General features: G+C 62.1%; 15 protein-coding genes. 3 read left to right on the top strand and 12 right to left on the bottom strand.

Going from position 1 to position 15,073, the window contains the following annotated elements:
• Positions 1–10: 10 nt before the first annotated feature.
• Together map and ppgK are read left to right on the top strand one after the other, a co-directional pair.
• A complete protein-coding gene (gene map, locus OOZ51_RS08985) occupies positions 11–889 on the top strand; it encodes a type I methionyl aminopeptidase (RefSeq protein ID WP_265979026.1) in 879 nt (292 codons plus the stop codon).
• Positions 890–961: 72 nt separating this feature from the next.
• Positions 962–1,765, top strand: a complete 804-nt coding sequence (ppgK, locus tag OOZ51_RS08990; protein ID WP_323054719.1) for a polyphosphate--glucose phosphotransferase — start codon at positions 962–964, stop codon at positions 1,763–1,765.
• 118 nt (positions 1,766–1,883) lie between these two features.
• On the opposite strand, the gene nrdR is transcribed toward ppgK, so the two are convergent.
• The 3 genes from nrdR to OOZ51_RS09005 form a co-directional block, all read right to left on the bottom strand.
• Positions 1,884–2,396 carry a transcriptional regulator NrdR gene (nrdR, locus tag OOZ51_RS08995; protein ID WP_265979027.1) on the bottom strand — a complete coding sequence of 171 codons (513 nt, stop codon included), beginning with the start codon at positions 2,394–2,396 and terminating at the stop codon, positions 1,884–1,886.
• 169 nt (positions 2,397–2,565) lie between these two features.
• Positions 2,566–3,939 carry a histidinol dehydrogenase gene (hisD, locus tag OOZ51_RS09000; RefSeq protein WP_265979028.1) on the bottom strand — a complete coding sequence of 458 codons (1,374 nt, stop codon included), beginning with the start codon at positions 3,937–3,939 and terminating at the stop codon, positions 2,566–2,568.
• Between the two features lie 9 nt (positions 3,940–3,948).
• Positions 3,949–4,494: a hypothetical protein gene (locus OOZ51_RS09005; RefSeq protein ID WP_265979030.1), complete on the bottom strand. Its 546-nt coding sequence runs from the start codon at positions 4,492–4,494 to the stop codon at positions 3,949–3,951.
• Positions 4,495–4,611: 117 nt separating this feature from the next.
• On the opposite strand from OOZ51_RS09005, the gene OOZ51_RS09010 reads away from it, so the two are divergent.
• Positions 4,612–5,112: a flavin reductase family protein gene (locus tag OOZ51_RS09010; RefSeq protein WP_265979031.1), complete on the top strand. Its 501-nt coding sequence runs from the start codon at positions 4,612–4,614 to the stop codon at positions 5,110–5,112.
• 45 nt (positions 5,113–5,157) lie between these two features.
• On the opposite strand, the gene dnaE is transcribed toward OOZ51_RS09010, so the two are convergent.
• The 9 genes from dnaE to ftsZ form a co-directional block, all read right to left on the bottom strand.
• Positions 5,158–8,715: a DNA polymerase III subunit alpha gene (gene dnaE, locus OOZ51_RS09015; protein WP_265979032.1), complete on the bottom strand. Its 3,558-nt coding sequence runs from the start codon at positions 8,713–8,715 to the stop codon at positions 5,158–5,160.
• A gap of 47 nt (positions 8,716–8,762) precedes the next feature.
• Entirely contained in the window at positions 8,763–9,707 is a 945-nt protein-coding gene (locus OOZ51_RS09020; RefSeq protein ID WP_265979033.1) for an RluA family pseudouridine synthase, read from the bottom strand.
• Positions 9,700–10,293, bottom strand: coding sequence for a signal peptidase II (lspA, locus tag OOZ51_RS09025; RefSeq protein ID WP_265979034.1), 594 nt, complete (start codon positions 10,291–10,293; stop codon positions 9,700–9,702). The genes OOZ51_RS09020 and lspA overlap by 8 nt, the downstream gene beginning before the upstream one ends.
• Positions 10,294–10,386: 93 nt before the next feature.
• Positions 10,387–11,070 (bottom strand): DivIVA domain-containing protein, encoded by a 684-nt coding sequence (locus OOZ51_RS09030; protein WP_265979035.1) that lies wholly within the window; start codon positions 11,068–11,070, stop codon positions 10,387–10,389.
• Between the two features lie 168 nt (positions 11,071–11,238).
• A complete protein-coding gene (locus OOZ51_RS09035; RefSeq protein ID WP_265979036.1) occupies positions 11,239–11,526 on the bottom strand; it encodes a YggT family protein in 288 nt (95 codons plus the stop codon).
• 103 nt (positions 11,527–11,629) lie between these two features.
• Positions 11,630–12,160: a cell division protein SepF gene (locus OOZ51_RS09040; protein ID WP_265979037.1), complete on the bottom strand. Its 531-nt coding sequence runs from the start codon at positions 12,158–12,160 to the stop codon at positions 11,630–11,632.
• A gap of 88 nt (positions 12,161–12,248) precedes the next feature.
• Positions 12,249–12,998 (bottom strand): YggS family pyridoxal phosphate-dependent enzyme, encoded by a 750-nt coding sequence (locus tag OOZ51_RS09045; protein ID WP_265979038.1) that lies wholly within the window; start codon positions 12,996–12,998, stop codon positions 12,249–12,251.
• Complete coding sequence (locus OOZ51_RS09050; RefSeq protein ID WP_265979039.1) at positions 12,991–13,686, bottom strand: purine nucleoside phosphorylase YfiH/LACC1 family protein; 696 nt, start codon at positions 13,684–13,686, stop codon at positions 12,991–12,993. Before OOZ51_RS09050 ends, OOZ51_RS09045 begins: the two co-directional genes overlap by 8 nt.
• 38 nt (positions 13,687–13,724) lie before the next feature.
• The gene (ftsZ, locus tag OOZ51_RS09055; protein WP_265979040.1) at positions 13,725–14,957 is read right to left on the bottom strand and encodes a cell division protein FtsZ; all 1,233 of its coding nucleotides are present in this window, start codon (positions 14,955–14,957) and stop codon (positions 13,725–13,727) included.
• Positions 14,958–15,073 lie beyond the last annotated feature (116 nt).

Below are 15,073 nucleotides of genomic sequence, written 5' to 3' on the forward strand. Positions count from 1 at the left end.
TGATCAATCTATGCCTTCTCCCGCCCTGACCGCACCCATCGGCACGCTCACCCGAGGAACTGTCAGCCCACAGCTGCCAGTACCGGCGTCCATCCCGCGTCCGGAGTATGTCGGCAAGTCTGCACCGGCAAAGTTCACCGGCTCAGAGGTCAAATCGGCGGAAACCATTGAGAAAATCCGCGTCGCCAGCAAAATTGCAGCCCGGGCGATCGTCGAGGTCGGAAAGCACGTCGAGCCCGGCGTCACCACGGACCAACTGGACCGGGTTGGCCACGAGTTCCTTCTGGACCACCACGCGTACCCATCAACCCTTGGCTACCGAGGCTTCCCCAAGTCCCTGTGCTCATCCCTCAACGAGGTCATCTGCCACGGCATTCCGGACAGCACCGTGGTGCAAGACGGGGACATCCTGAACATCGACATCACGGCCTACATCAACGGCGTCCACGGTGACACCAACTACACCTTCTTGGTGGGAGACGTGGACGAAGAATCACGCCTGCTGGTTGAACGCACCCAGGAATCTCTCAACCGTGCCATCAAGGCAGTGGCTCCCGGCCGCGAAATCAATGTGATCGGCCGGGCTATCCAGTCCTACGCGAAGCGCTTCGGCTATGGCGTGGTCCGCGACTTCACCGGTCACGGTGTTGGTGAGGCCTTCCACACCGGCCTAATCATCCCCCACTATGACGCCGCGCCCGCCTACAACACAGTGATCGAGGCGGGCATGGTCTTCACGATTGAGCCCATGCTCACCCTCGGAACAATCGAATGGGATATGTGGCCCGATGACTGGACCGTAGTCACCCGGGACCACAGGCGGACCGCGCAATTTGAACACACCCTGCTGGTCACCGAGACCGGCGCCGAAATCCTGACTCTTCCTTGAGCTCTCCGGAAGGTCACCTGCAGCCGTTCGTGCTGCGACATGCCCACCCCTCCTGCCATGAACGGAAACGCATTGACCAAGAAGGATGAGAAAATCCACAAGAATGGCCCGCTGATCGGCATTGACGTCGGTGGCACCGGCATCAAGGGCGGCATCGTCGATCTCAAAAAGGGCAAGCTGCTCGGAGAGCGCCTGCGCATTCCCACGCCGCAGCCCGCGACGCCCGAAGCTGTCGCCGAGGTGATCGCGCAGATCGTCGAAGAGCTGTCGGCCCGTTCGGACGCCCCTGCCGAGGGTTCGCCGGTCGGAGTGACCTTCCCGGGAATCATCCAGCATGGCGTGGTCCGCTCTGCCGCCAACGTGGACAAGTCCTGGCTCGACACCGACATTGACTCGCTTCTCACCAAGCGCCTGGATCGCCCCGTCGAGGTCATCAACGACGCCGACGCAGCCGGTCTCGCGGAAGCCCGCTACGGCGCGGGCGAAGGCGTTGATGGCACCGTCCTCGTCATTACGCTCGGCACTGGTATTGGTTCGGCGTTCATCTTCAACGGGCACCTGGTGCCTAATGCCGAACTCGGCCACCTCGAAGTGGACGGCCACGACGCTGAAACGAAGGCCTCCGCCGTCGCGCGTGAACGCGACGGCTTGAGCTGGGAAGAGTACAGCGTGCTGCTGCAGCGCTACCTTTCCCACGTCGAATTCCTGTTCTCCCCTGAGCTCTTCATCATCGGTGGCGGTATTTCGAAGCGCTCGGATGAGTACTTCCCGCACTTGCACCTGCGTACCCGCATCGTCACGGCGGAACTGAAGAACGATGCTGGAATCGTGGGAGCGGCCCTGGACGTCGCCCTCCACCACAAGCTTGCCAAGTAGCGCGGCAGCATTCCGGATGGACGACGGCTAAATCACCGGAGCTGTGCTCCCGGTATCCGGCGGGCGATAGTTGGTGCCGGTGGTGGCTGCGGCTTCCCCTCCGCTGCCACCACCGGAGCTACAGGGAGCTCTTCTCGGAGCTCATGCCTTTGGCCACCTTCGCCGCGTTTTCCGCGGCGGCAGTTTCAGCCTCGTGGCGTAGAAGCGAGATGGCGGATTCGAAGTCCTCGAGGGATTCGAAGGCTTGATAGACACTGGCAAAACGCAGGTATGCCACTTCATCCAGTTTCTGGAGCGGTCCGAGGATGGCCAAACCGACCTCATGGGCGTCAATTTCGGCTGCACCGGATGAGCGGATGTTCTCCTCGACCTCCTGGGCCAGCATGGCGAGGTCGTCCTCGGTCACGGGCCGGCCTTGGCAGGCCTTGCGTACGCCGTTGATGATCTTTATCCGGCTGAACGGTTCTCCCACCCCGGATCGCTTGATGACAGACAAGCTTGTGGTCTCCACCGTGGTAAAACGGCGTCCGCATTCAGGGCACTGCCGCCGACGGCGGATGGCGGAACCGTCGTCGGCCATTCGACTGTCCACGACGCGCGAGTCGGGGTTACGGCAGAACGGACAATACACGCTGGGCCTCCTCCGCTCGATTCCGGCCCGGGCGTCCTCACGGCAGCATAGGCCGGGAACGCAAAAGGAGCCGGAAGTTTGACTTCCAGCACCAGTTTACGGCTACATAAGGGCTAATGACAAGACTGTAATTACTATATGTAGTGGTTGTTACCCATACATGTAGTGGTTAGGCACCGGCAAAGCGGATCTTTACCGCGTCGCCGTGGCCGGGAAGGTCCTCGGCGTCAGCAAGACTCACAATGTGCTTGCTGACCTCCTCCAAGGCAGCCTTGTTGTAGTTGATGACCTGGACAGCGCGGAGGAATGTTGTCACATTCAGGCCCGAAGAGAAGGCAGCGGTACCACTCGTGGGCAACACATGGTTGGAGCCTGCACAGTAGTCGCCGAGGCTGACCGGGCTGTAGTCCCCCACGAAAATCGCCCCTGCGTTGCGGATTCTTGCCGCGACGGCGGCTGCATCCGCCGTCATGATTTCCAAGTGTTCGGCTGCGTACGCATCGCAGACCGCAATGCCCTGCATGAGATCGTCAACCAGCACCACGCCCGATTGCGGACCGGACAATGCGGTACGGACCCGTTCGCCATGTTTGGTGGTCCCTGACTGGAATGCGAGTTCCCGGTGCACGGCCGAGGCAAGTTCCTCGGAATCGGTGATCAGCACCGAGGCCGCTTTGGGGTCGTGCTCAGCCTGGCTGATAAGGTCCGCCGCCACGAGCGCCGGGTGGGCGGACGCGTCAGCCAGGATGGCGATCTCCGTGGTGCCCGCCTCTGAGTCGATCCCCACCACGCCTTTGACCAGACGCTTGGCGGTGGCCACGAAGATGTTGCCGGGGCCCGTCACAACATCCACGGGTTCAATGGACTGGTCATGGCCGGCTCCCGGGATCCCGAAGGCAAACGAAGCGATCGCCTGGGCACCTCCGATGCCATAGACTTCGTCAACTCCCAGCAACGCGGCAGCGGCCAGGATTGTTGGGTGGGGCAAGCCGCCAAAGTCCTTCTGGGGCGGGGAGGCCAGTGCGATGGATGTGACTCCGGCAGCCAGCGCTGGAACGACGTTCATGATCACCGAGGACGGGTACACGGCCAACCCGCCCGGAACATACAGTCCCACCCGGCCCACGGGTACCCAATTCTGGCTGACGACGGCGCCGTCCCCCAGTTCCACCTCGACGTTCGCCGGCCGCTGGCCGTCGGCGAAACGACGTGCACGGCTGATGGATTCCTCCAGGGCGGCACGGACAGCCGGATCCAGGTTTTCGAGGGCACCCTCGAGGGCGGCGGCGGGCACGCGGGGGTGGGACTGTTCCACGCCGTCGAACGCCAGGGCCAACTCACCGAGCGCTTCAAACCCCCGGGAGCGGACGGCGGTGATGATATCCAGGACCTTTTGCTCCGCGTCCGCCATGGTCTTATGCTCCGCCCGGGGCACCGCGGCGCGCAGTTCCGCCAAGGTCAGCGACCGTCCGCGCAGGTCGATACGACGGAAGTCCAGGGGCTGGGTGGCGGTGTCGGCAGAATTCTCCGGAGAAATGGTCACCAGATCATTTTACCGGGCGTCGGGCGATGCCTCCGGCTGCTTTCCCATCAGCCCGAAAAGAGTCAGGAGAAATGTCACGAGGGCCGTCGCTCCCGGCCACGGCAAAAGCGCAGCCATTGACCGCAAGGTGAAGCCTTCATTTCCGCTCGCCGCGGCGCTGGACGCGGGGCCCCACCACTGCGCAGCGAGCAGGCCGACTTGCCAAGCCACCAGCGCGCCAGCCAAGCCTCCGAGAACAGCGAGGAAAGTCCTCATGCCCTGACCCGGCCTCCGTACCTTGCTGTCCAGCAGGACCGCAGTGAAGCAGCCGGCAAGAAGCAGAAGCCCGGCCAAGACCAAGTCCCGCGGAAATCGACCCGCAGCAGCGGAGGGATCGGCGAGGGCGGAATTTCCGGAGATCAGGTTGAGTCCGCCCGGAGCAAGGAGCCACCATGCCAGGCCCAGTCCGATGCCCGAGGCGACTGGCGCGGCGAGCCATAGCCACCATCTGCGGTCTCGCTGGTCGGCGTCTGTCGCGGGGACGGCCTCGAGGAGGTTGGATGTTGGCTTGGTCATGACACAAACATTAACAAACGTTTCTGGACGCTCAACAAGCGAGCGCCCCGGCAGGTGGCGGAATACGCTGAACCCACCAGCGTTAATACCAATACGTCCTGCAGGAGATCGAGCAAAGTGGCTTCGGAAGAATCGGCTTTTGAAGGAACCTTCAAGCAAATGTTCCGCCGGCATGCCGCCGGGGTTGCCATCATCACTGCCGACCTCAACGGCAAGCCTTTCGGATTCACCGCGACGTCGGTGGCGTCACTGTCGGCAGAGCCTCCGCGTTTTACGTTCAACATGTCGCGCAGTTCCAGTTCCTGGCCCGCGGTGGCGAATGCCACGTATATCGGCCTGCACATGCTGGGCCTTGAGAACCAAGCACTTGCGGACCGTTTCGCGCGCACCCAGGAACGGTTTGAAGGCGATCACTGGGAACCTGGACCCTTCGACGTCCCCATCCTGAAGAAGGTGGCCGGCTGGTTGATCGGCAAGATCCAGATGCGCCTGTCCTTCGAAAACAACGCGATCGTGGTGGTGGAAGTTGTCGACGGGCTTGTTGGCGACGACGACGCTCCCCTGCTCTACCACTCCGGCTCCTACAGCCAACCGGTTCCGCTCGACTACGAAATCTGAGTAACCAAGCGTCGCCGGCTGGCCGGTTCAGGGGGTCGCGCGCAATCAGTTGTCCAAGCAGGTTGGACCGAGAAGGACCTTGAGATCGCCGAAAAGCGACGGGGTGGGATTGACCCGCAGGTGCACAGGCAGGCCCATCACTTCGACTTTTGAATCACCCTGCAAGTGGAGCCTGACCTCGGAGTTCCCCCGGTGGGTGGTGAGGACATCGCGAAGATCCGTGACTACAGCTTCGGTTGCCTTGTAGGTGGGCATCGCAATGACCAGTGGCCCGTTGGTACTTTCGCTCAGGTCCGGGACCGAGAGCTCCATGCAGTTCAGCGTGACCGCGCCGTCGTCGCGCCGCTGCAGGCGGCCCTTGACGACGACAATCAGGTCCTCCGCGAGGACCGAAGCGATAGGACCATAGACCTGCCCGAAGAACATGACCTCGATGGAAGCGCCCAGGTCTTCGATCTCCGCCCGCGCGTAGGCGTTGCCGCTTGCCTTGGCAATCCTGCGGCTGAGCGAAGTGATCATGCCCGCAATGGTGACGATGGCGCCGTCGTGCGGTCCGTCTTCTCCCAGGATCGAAGTGATCGACTGCTCCGCATGCTGGCTCAGCACGCCCTCAAGCCCTTGCAAAGGATGGTCCGAGACATAGAGGCCGAGCATGTCCCGTTCGAAGGACAGCTTGTCTTTCTTCTCCCATTCCGGCAGATCCGGGATCTCGATGCTCAGGGACGCCTCGGATTCGGCTTCGTCGAAGCCGGCGAAGAGATCGAATTGCCCGATCGCCTCGTTCCTCTTGAGCGTGATGACGGAGTCGATGGCTTCTTCATGGATCATGGCCAGGGCCCGCCTGTGGTGGTTCAGCGAATCGAACGCGCCGGCTTTGATCAGTGATTCGATGGTGCGCTTGTTGCAGACCACCGCGGGGACTTTCATGAGGTAGTCCTTGAAGGAGGTGTAGGCGCCCTCCTTTTCACGGGCCGAGACCATGGCTTCGACGGCGTTCACGCCGACGTTGCGGATGGCGCCCATGCCGAAGCGGATGTCGTTGCCGACAGGGGTGAAGTTCAGGGCCGACTCATTGACGTCGGGAGGCAGCACCGTGATGCCCATCCGCCGGCATTCGTTGAGGTAGATCGCGGACTTGTCCTTGTCGTCGCCCACCGAGGTCAGCAGTGCCGCCATGTACTCCGGCGCATAGTGCGCCTTGAGGTAGGCGGTCCAGTACGAGATCACGCCGTAGGCGGCCGAGTGCGCCTTGTTGAAGGCGTAGTCGGAGAACGGCAAAAGGATGTCCCAGAGCGTCTTGACGGCGGCCATGGAGTAGCCGTTGTCCTGCATGCCCTGGGAGAAGCCGGCGAACTGCTTGTCCAGTTCCGATTTCTTCTTCTTGCCCATGGCGCGGCGCAGGATATCGGCCTGGCCCAGCGTGTAGCCGGCGAGCTTCTGCGCCACGGCCATGACCTGCTCCTGGTACACGATCAGCCCGTACGTTCCGCCGAGGATTTCGGCGAGCGGTTCCTCGAGCTCCGGGTGGATCGGGATGACTTCCTGGATTTTGTTCTTGCGCAGGGCGTAGTCGGTGTGGGCGTTGGCGCCCATGGGACCGGGACGGTAGAGAGCCAGGACAGCGGAGATGTCTTCGAAGTTGTCAGGCTTCATGAGCTTGAGCAGCGACCGCATAGGCCCGCCGTCGAGCTGGAACACCCCCAAAGTGTCGCCGCGCGCCAGGAGGTCATAAGACGCGGCGTCGTCCAACGCCAGGTTCTCCAGATCAAGGTCAACGCCACGGTTCATCTTGATGTTTTCCAGGGCGTCGGAAATGATCGTCAGGTTCCTCAGGCCGAGGAAGTCCATCTTGATCAGGCCAAGGCCCTCCGACGTGGGGTAATCGAACTGCGTGATGACCTGGCCGTCCTGGATACGGCGCATGACAGGAATGACGTCGATAATCGGGTCCGAAGACATGATGACGCCGGCGGCGTGCACGCCCCACTGGCGCTTCAGTCCTTCGATGCCCAGTGCGGTCTCGAAGACCTTGGCGGCCTCGGGGTCCGTGCTGATGAGCTGTCGGAAGTCCCCGGCCTCGCCATAGCGCTTGGCCTCCGGGTTCTGGATGTCCGCAAGCGGGATGTCCTTGGCCATCACGGCGGGCGGCAGGGCCTTTGTGAGCTGCTCACCCATACTGAACGGGTACCCGAGCACGCGGGAGGAGTCTTTGAGCGCCTGCTTGGTCTTGATGGTGCCGTAGGTGACAATCATGGCTACGCGCTCGTCGCCGTACTTCCGGGTGACATAGTCGATGACCTCGGAGCGGCGGCGATCATCGAAGTCGACGTCGAAGTCAGGCATGGACACACGGTCCGGGTTTAGGAAGCGCTCGAAAATCAAGCCGTGTTCAAGGGGATCGAGGTCGGTGATGCGCATGGCGTACGCCACCATGGAGCCCGCTCCGGAACCACGGCCCGGGCCCACCCGGATGCCATTGTTCTTCGCCCAGTTGATGAAGTCCGCCACCACCAGGAAGTATCCCGGGAAACCCATGGACGTGATGACGTCAAGCTCATAGTCGGCCTGCTTGCGCACTTTGTCCGGGACGCCCTTGGGATAGCGGTAGTCGAGTCCTGTGGCTACTTCCTTGACCAGCCAGGACGTCTCATCCTCGCCGGGAGGGCAGGGGAACCGCGGCATGTAGTTCGCGCCCGTGTTGAAGGACACTTCGCAGCGCTCTGCGATCAACAAAGTGTTGTCGCAGGCCTCGGGATGATCGCGGAACAACTCACGCATCTCTTGCGGTGACTTCAAGTAGTAGCCGCTACCGGAGAAAGCGAATCGGGAACCGCCGTTGTCATAGGTGGGCTCCAGCAGGGTAGAGCCCGACTGGATGGCCAACAAGGCCTCATGGGCCTTGGCGTCATGCTCATGCGTGTAGTGGAGGTCGTTGGTGGCCACGAGCGGAAGCTTCAGTTCCTTGGCCAAGCGGAGCAGGTCGCCGGTGACCCGCCGCTCGATGTCCAGGCCGTGGTCCATCAGTTCGCAGAAGTAGTTTTCCGCACCAAAGATGTCGCGGAACTCCGAAGCCGCCGCGAGGGCCTCACGGTACTGCCCCAAGCGAAGGCGGGTTTGCACTTCACCGGAAGGACAGCCCGTGGTCGCAATGAGGCCCTCGGAGTACGTGTTCAGCAGTTCGCGGTCCAACCGGGGCCATTTGCCGAACACTGAGTCGAGGGAAGCAATCGAGGACGCCCGGAACAGATTGCGCATGCCGACGTTGTTGTAGCTCAGCAGCGTCATGTGGGTGTACGAACCACCACCGGACACGTCATCCTTGCGTTGGCTCTCGTCGCCCCAGCGGACGCGCTCTTTGTCGCCGCGCGCCGTTCCCGGCGTGACATAGGCCTCGACGCCGATGATCGGCTTGATCCCTTTGTCGGTGGCCTTCTTCCAGAAATCGAAGGCACCGAAGAGATATCCGTGGTCCGTCGTGGCAAGCGCAGGCATCCCCAGCCGCTCGGTCTCATCGAACAATTCAGTAAGACGGGCCGCACCATCCAGCATGGAGTATTCAGTGTGGGTGTGCAGATGGACGAACGAGTCATTGCTGGAAGTCACCACGACAGTCTACCGGCAGGGGTCGCGCAGATGGAGTGGAATCCTCGCTACGCGTTGCCACTTTCGAGAAGTTCCAACGCATACTTCAGGTCGTCCGGGTACTGGCTGGTGACTTCCACCCATTCGCCGGTGCGGGGGTGGTTGAAACCGAGTCGGCGCGCATGCAGCCACTGCCGGGTAAGTCCCAGGTTTGCGGCTAGGCGAGGGTCCGCCCCATAAGTCAGATCGCCCGCACAGGGATGCCGCAGGGCCGAGAAATGAACCCGGATCTGGTGTGTCCTGCCCGTCTCAAGGTGAATTTCCACGAGGGTCGCCTTGCCAAACGCTTCGAGTACTTCGTAGTGCGTCACCGAGGGACGGCCATCCTCGATGACCGCAAACCGCCAATCATGCCCGGGGTGACGTCCGATGGGGGCGTCGATGGTGCCCTCCAGGGGATCCGGCAGGCCTTGGACGACGGCGTGGTACACCTTGTCCACTGTGCGCTCCTTGAAGGCCCTCTTGAGCACCGTGTAAGCATGTTCTGTCTTCGCCACCACCATGACGCCTGAAGTTCCGACGTCGAGACGGTGGACGATGCCGGCCCGTTCAGGGGCGCCGGAGGTGGAGATCCGGTATCCGGCACCAGCGAGGCCACCAACCACGGTGGGGCCGACCCACCCCGGCGATGGATGCGCCGCCACGCCAACAGGCTTGTCGATGACAACAAAATCCTCATCGTCCAACAGGATCTTCAGGCCTTCCACGACTTCCTCCACGACTTCCAAGGGATCCCGGCGTTCGGGAACGGTGACTTCCAGCACGGACCCGGCAAGGAGCTTCGCCGATTTGCCGACTGCGGCCGATTTGCCCACCGTGCTTGCAGCGACGGTCACGTTGCCCTCGGCAATCAGCAAGGCAGCCGCGGAACGGGAAATACCCATGAGTTTCGCCAGTCCAGCGTCCGCCCTGGCCCCGCCCAGTTCTTCGGGAACAACGAATTGCTCAGACATCGCCCGGCTCCTCGCCTTCGGGCGTCGTAGCGCGGGTTCCGGCGGAGTGCTGGCGGGAGCCATCCAAGCCGATCCCCCGCAGGGTCAGCAGGCAGATGATCACCACGCCGGAAACCACCGCTGAGTCGGCGATGTTGAAAATAGCGAAATTGGGAAGTTGGATGAAGTCAACCACGTGGCCCATGGCGAAGGAGGGTTCGCGGAAGAGCCGGTCCGTGAGGTTTCCAAGTGCCCCGCCCAGTAGCAATCCGAGGGCGAGCGCCCACCAGGCGGATCCCAAACGACGCAGTTGGAAGAGGATCGCCACGGAGACAGCAGCCATGACGATCGTAAAGACCCACGTGACATTTTCACCGATTGAGAAGGCAGCCCCGGAGTTGCGGATGTAGTACCAATGCAGCAGTGGAGGCAAGACGGGGATCCGTTCGCCCTCCACCATGGTGCTGGTGACCCAGAGTTTGGTCAGCTGGTCGAAGGCGTACGCGAAGACGGCGAAGCCAGCGAAAACCCAGAGGAATGCGGGACGCCACGTGTGGACTTTGGTGCGGAGCGGCTCCGTGGTGCCGTCAGTTTGTTCGTCGCTCATAGTACTTTCATTCGGTAACCGTAGGCTTCTGGCGCCTTAACAGGCGAAAGCCGGTGGCCGGGAATCCCCAGCCACCGGCTTTCAGAATACTTGCTAGACCTCTGCGGCGGCTTCGCCGACCTCGGGGGCCGCAACCGAGCCGCGGGCATCCAGGTCACGCAGCTGGCCCTCGATGTAGGCCTTCAGGCGGGAGCGGTAGTCGCGCTCGAAGCCGCGGAGCTGCTCCACCTTGCGTTCGAGAACGGAGCGCTGCTGCTCGAGTGCACCGAGGATCTTGCGGGACTTGTCCTGAGCGTCATTGACAAGGCTGGAGGCTTCGATCTGTGCCTCGGCAATGATCTTTTCCTTCTGCTGCTCGCCGTCAGCCACGTGCTTGTCATGCATCTGCTGCGCCATGGCCAGCAGGCCGGCTGCAGACTCGGCGGAGGGAGAGCCGGCGGAAAGTGCGGCCGGGGCAGGAGCGGCAGCAACTGCCGGTTCCTTCTTCTTGTCGGCTTCGGCTGCCTTCGCTTCGGCTTCTGCCTTGGCCTGTGCGTCCTTGTCGGCCTTAACCGGTGCGGGCACCTTCTCGACCACGGGTGCCGCTGCTGCGCTGGCAAGAACCGGGTTTCCGCCTTCGGCGAGCTTCTTGCGCAGCTCGTCGTTCTCTTGGTTCAACCGCCTCAGCTCGACGACGATTTCGTCGAGAAAGTCGTCGACCTCGTCCTGGTCGTAGCCTTCGCGGAACTTGGTCGGCTGAAAGCGCTTGTTGACAACGTCTTCTGGCGTCAAAGCCATCTGGTCACCTCGTTGGTCTAGTTAGTCAGTAGGCCTTCCGGCCGTTCAAAACTACGGTACCTAAATATCATCTGATTCCCCCAATTCAACACCATCGTGTTGGACCGGAGGATTGCAGTCCCCGTGCCGAAGAAAAAATGATCTTCGGGCACGCGGACTGCGGAAAAGCTACGCCAGCGTGTAGACGAAACCCATCGCGATGCTGACGACAATAAACATGATCAAAAACGCCAGGTCAAGGGATACCCCACCAAGCTGCAGGGGTGGAATCAGCCGGCGAATCCGTTTCAAGGGCGGATCAGTCACAGAATAGACCACGTGCGCAGCCACCAGGGCAGCGCCACGGGGGCGCCACTGGCGCGCAAACATCTGCACCAGATCAAAAACGAGCCTGATGATGAGGGTGACCAGGAACAGCAGCAATGCAATGTACAAAAGGCCGAAAACTATGCCCACGGGTTAGCTCAGATCTCCTAGTTCGCCACTTTTCTCGGTCAGTCCCTCTATTGCAACACAGATGCCAGGCAGATCGCTCTGCCTGGCATCTGTGTTGACTGGGCTAGCTCTGGTTGAAGAACGTTGCCTGTGCTTCGCTGACCTTTTTGTCATCGCCAAGAACTTCGACGTACGACGGCGACAACAGGAAAACCTTACTGGTTACCCGCTCAATGCTGCCATGGAGTCCAAAGACCAGGCCGGCTGAAAAATCGACGAGGCGCTTGGCGTCTGCCTCACCCATGTCCGTGACGTTCATGATCACGGGGATGCCGTCGCGGAAACTTTCGCCGATGATCTTGGCGTCATTGTAGGAGCGGGGATGGACGGTGGTGATCTGCCTCAGCCCGGAGGCGTCTTCGCGGCTAGATGCCGCACGCTTGATAGGTGTCACGGGTGCGCGGTATTCCTCTTCGGCGACAGGGTGGACTTCACGAACTACTTCACGTACAGGTGCAGGGGCGCGGCGCTCTTCACGATTGTGGTCGACAGACCGGTCCTCGTCCGTGTGCTGCACGTGCTGCTCAGACTCGTAGTGTTCATCGCCATCGGCGAGCCCAAGATAAACCATTGTCTTGCGCAGTGCGCCAGCCATGCTGGACTCCTATCGTGTCTGCAGTAGGCGGGCCGCCCATGACTTGACATAGCTGAAATCCCGGCCCGTCGCTTCCAATACTTTGACGCTACCCCACCCGCGGACGCGAACCGAGAATATCCGAGCCAATTCGCAGGTGTGTCGCACCGAATTGCACAGCAGTTTCAAGGTCCTGGCTCATCCCGGCTGAGATCCCCACAGCTTCCGGATGCCGTCCCCGCAGATCCGTGGAAATGGCGGCCAGTTTCTCAAATGCTTCCTCGGGGGGCGCACCGAGGGGAGCAACGGCCATCATGCCAGCCAAGCGCAGCCCGGAAGCGATGGCGATGGATTCGGCGATGCGCTCGACGTCGGCCTGCGCGGCACCGCCGCGGTGGGCACCGGCGTCGTCCTCAAGACTGACCTGGATGTAGCAGTCAAGGTCCGGCCTGCCGGACTCTTCCTGCTCCCGGGCAATGGCCTTGGCCAGGGCCTCGGCGAGCTGCGGACGGTCAATCGACTGGACGGAAAACGCGTACTTCGCCACAGACTTGGCTTTGTTGCTTTGCAATTGACCGATGAAGTGCCAACGCATAGCTAGTCCGGCAAGCTCCGCGGTCTTCGCAGCCGCTTCTTGATCGCGATTCTCACCGACGTCGGTGACGCCGAGGGCCGCAAGGCGAACGACGTCCGCTGCTGGATGGAACTTGCTGACGACTATCAGTTGCGGCTCTTCGCTCCGCCCCGCCGCCACGGTTGCTGCGGAAATCCGCTGGCGGACGGCTGCGAGCCGTTCCCGCAGTTCGGCTGTCCGCGGATCGACGTCGGCAGTTCCGGCTGCCGGGAGGGTCTCACTCATGCGTCCACACCAAACCTGCAAAGCGACCGGTTTGCTGACTGCGCCGGTAAGAGTAAAGCCGGGCGCTCTCCCGCGTGCACTCCCCCGAGTATTCGGCCACGACGCCGAGCGCCTCCAACTGGGCCCGCACGCCGGCCGGCAGGTCCAACGCGGGCGTACCCCACGAGGTAGTGGACCAGGTTTCAGGCACGACGGCCGTTACGTCGTCGCGCAACTGTTCAGGAACTTCATAACAATCGCCGCAGATGGAAGGGCCAATCCAAGCACTGATGGCCGCCGCACCGCGGCTTCGCATTTCAGCGACCGTGGCCGAAACGACGTCCGCAGCAACGCCGGGGCGGCCAGCGTGGGCTACGGCCAAGACAGGTTCCATGTTGCCCCGCCTCTCGCCCAACAACACAACGGGGACACAGTCTGCCACCATGACCGCAAGCGGCTGTCCCATCGACACCATGGCGTCAGCTGATGGGCCGTCACCGTACGCAGTGATGAATTCGACAGTCTTTCCGTGCACCTGGTTCATGTACTGAAAATGCCGTTCGCCGAGCCCCGCTGCTGCTTCCAGCCGGGCCCGGCGCGCCATCACATCTTGAGGATTGTCCGCCACGTGCAGTGCAAGGTTGCCCGCGTCGACATCGGAGAAGGCGACCGAAATTCCCGGTCGCACTTCTTTTCGCCACCAAAACACTACTGACTAACTCTCCTGAGCGGCTTGATATGGACCGGTTACTTCAGGAAGTCCGGAACGTCGAGGTCGTCGGTACGACTACCTGAAAGGTCCGGTTCGACGACGGCCGGGAGGTCGACGTCGAAGCCGGAGTCAGCCGGCAAGGCAGAGTGGCGTTGCTGGCCCCAGTTGCTCAAGCCGGAAGCACCGACGCCGGCGGCAACGTGCTGCGGCGCGGAATAGGCCGGGGCAGCTGAAGGTGCGGCAGGACGCTCCGGGGCCGCAGGTGCCTGGTGCTGACCCGCTTGCGGGGAAGCCGACTGGTTCATCGACGGCGATGTGGCCTTGACGTCGTCAAACCCGGCGGCGATGACCGTGACGCGCGCCTCGTCGCCAAGGGCGTCGTCGATGACGGCACCGAAGATGATGTTGGCCTCGGGGTGGGCCACTTCCTGGACAAGCCGCGCAGCTTCGTTGATTTCGAACAGGCCAAGGTCAGACCCGCCCTGGATGGAGAGCAACACGCCGTGGGCGCCGTCGATCGATGCTTCCAGCAGCGGCGAGGCAATAGCGAGCTCAGCAGCCTTGACAGCGCGGTCTTCACCGCGTGCCGAGCCGATACCCATGAGGGCCGAGCCCGCACCCTGCATAACGGACTTCACGTCGGCGAAGTCGAGGTTGATGAGGCCAGGGGTGGTAATGAGGTCCGTGATGCCCTGGACACCCGACAGGAGTACTTGATCAGCGGAACGGAAAGCGTCCAGGACGGAGACGTTACGGTCGCTGATGGAGAGGAGACGGTCGTTGGGGATGACGATGAGGGTATCGACCTCGTCGCGCAGGGCGTCAATTCCGGCCTCGGCCGAACCGGCGCGTCGGCGGCCTTCAAAGGTGAAGGGGCGGGTGACAACACCGATGGTCAGGGCGCCGAGCGAGCGTGCGATCCGGGCCACGACGGGGGCGCCGCCGGTTCCGGTGCCGCCGCCTTCGCCTGCAGTGACGAAGACCATGTCGGCTCCGCGGATAACTTCTTCGATCTCATCGGCGTGGTCTTCGGCTGCCTGGCGTCCGACGTCGGGGTTGGCGCCGGCCCCCAGACCGCGGGTGAGTTCGCGTCCGACGTCGAGCTTGACGTCCGCGTCACTCATGAGCAGAGCCTGTGCATCGGTGTTGATGGCGATGAACTCGACGCCGCGAAGGCCGACTTCGATCATTCGGTTAACTGCATTCACGCCACCGCCGCCGATGCCGACGACCTTGATGACGGCCAAGTAATTCTGCGGTGCTGCCACGTTTCGTGCCCCTTGCTTGTGTCCTATAGCGAAACAGATCGAGTCCAACTTGAATTCTTGGACCTTAACCCTCTAGTTGAAGGTTATAGTTATGTCAAGTAACTCTTAAGTGACGG

Origin of the sequence: Arthrobacter rhizophilus (assembly GCF_026241105.1) — a bacterium.
GTDB lineage: Bacteria > Actinomycetota > Actinomycetes > Actinomycetales > Micrococcaceae > Arthrobacter.

Coding starts and splice junctions, on each gene's coding strand:
- OOZ51_RS09040 (WP_265979037.1), bottom strand. CDS start 12,160: ATGGCTGGCGCACTGCGCAAGACAATGGTTTATCTTGGGCTCGCCGAT.
- OOZ51_RS09030 (WP_265979035.1), bottom strand. CDS start 11,070: ATGGCTTTGACGCCAGAAGACGTTGTCAACAAGCGCTTTCAGCCGACC.
- OOZ51_RS09020 (WP_265979033.1), bottom strand. CDS start 9,707: ATGTCTGAGCAATTCGTTGTTCCCGAAGAACTGGGCGGGGCCAGGGCG.
- OOZ51_RS09045 (WP_265979038.1), bottom strand. CDS start 12,998: ATGAGTGAGACCCTCCCGGCAGCCGGAACTGCCGACGTCGATCCGCGG.
- lspA (WP_265979034.1), bottom strand. CDS start 10,293: ATGAGCGACGAACAAACTGACGGCACCACGGAGCCGCTCCGCACCAAA.
- map (WP_265979026.1), top strand. CDS start 11: ATGCCTTCTCCCGCCCTGACCGCACCCATCGGCACGCTCACCCGAGGA.
- OOZ51_RS09005 (WP_265979030.1), bottom strand. CDS start 4,494: ATGACCAAGCCAACATCCAACCTCCTCGAGGCCGTCCCCGCGACAGAC.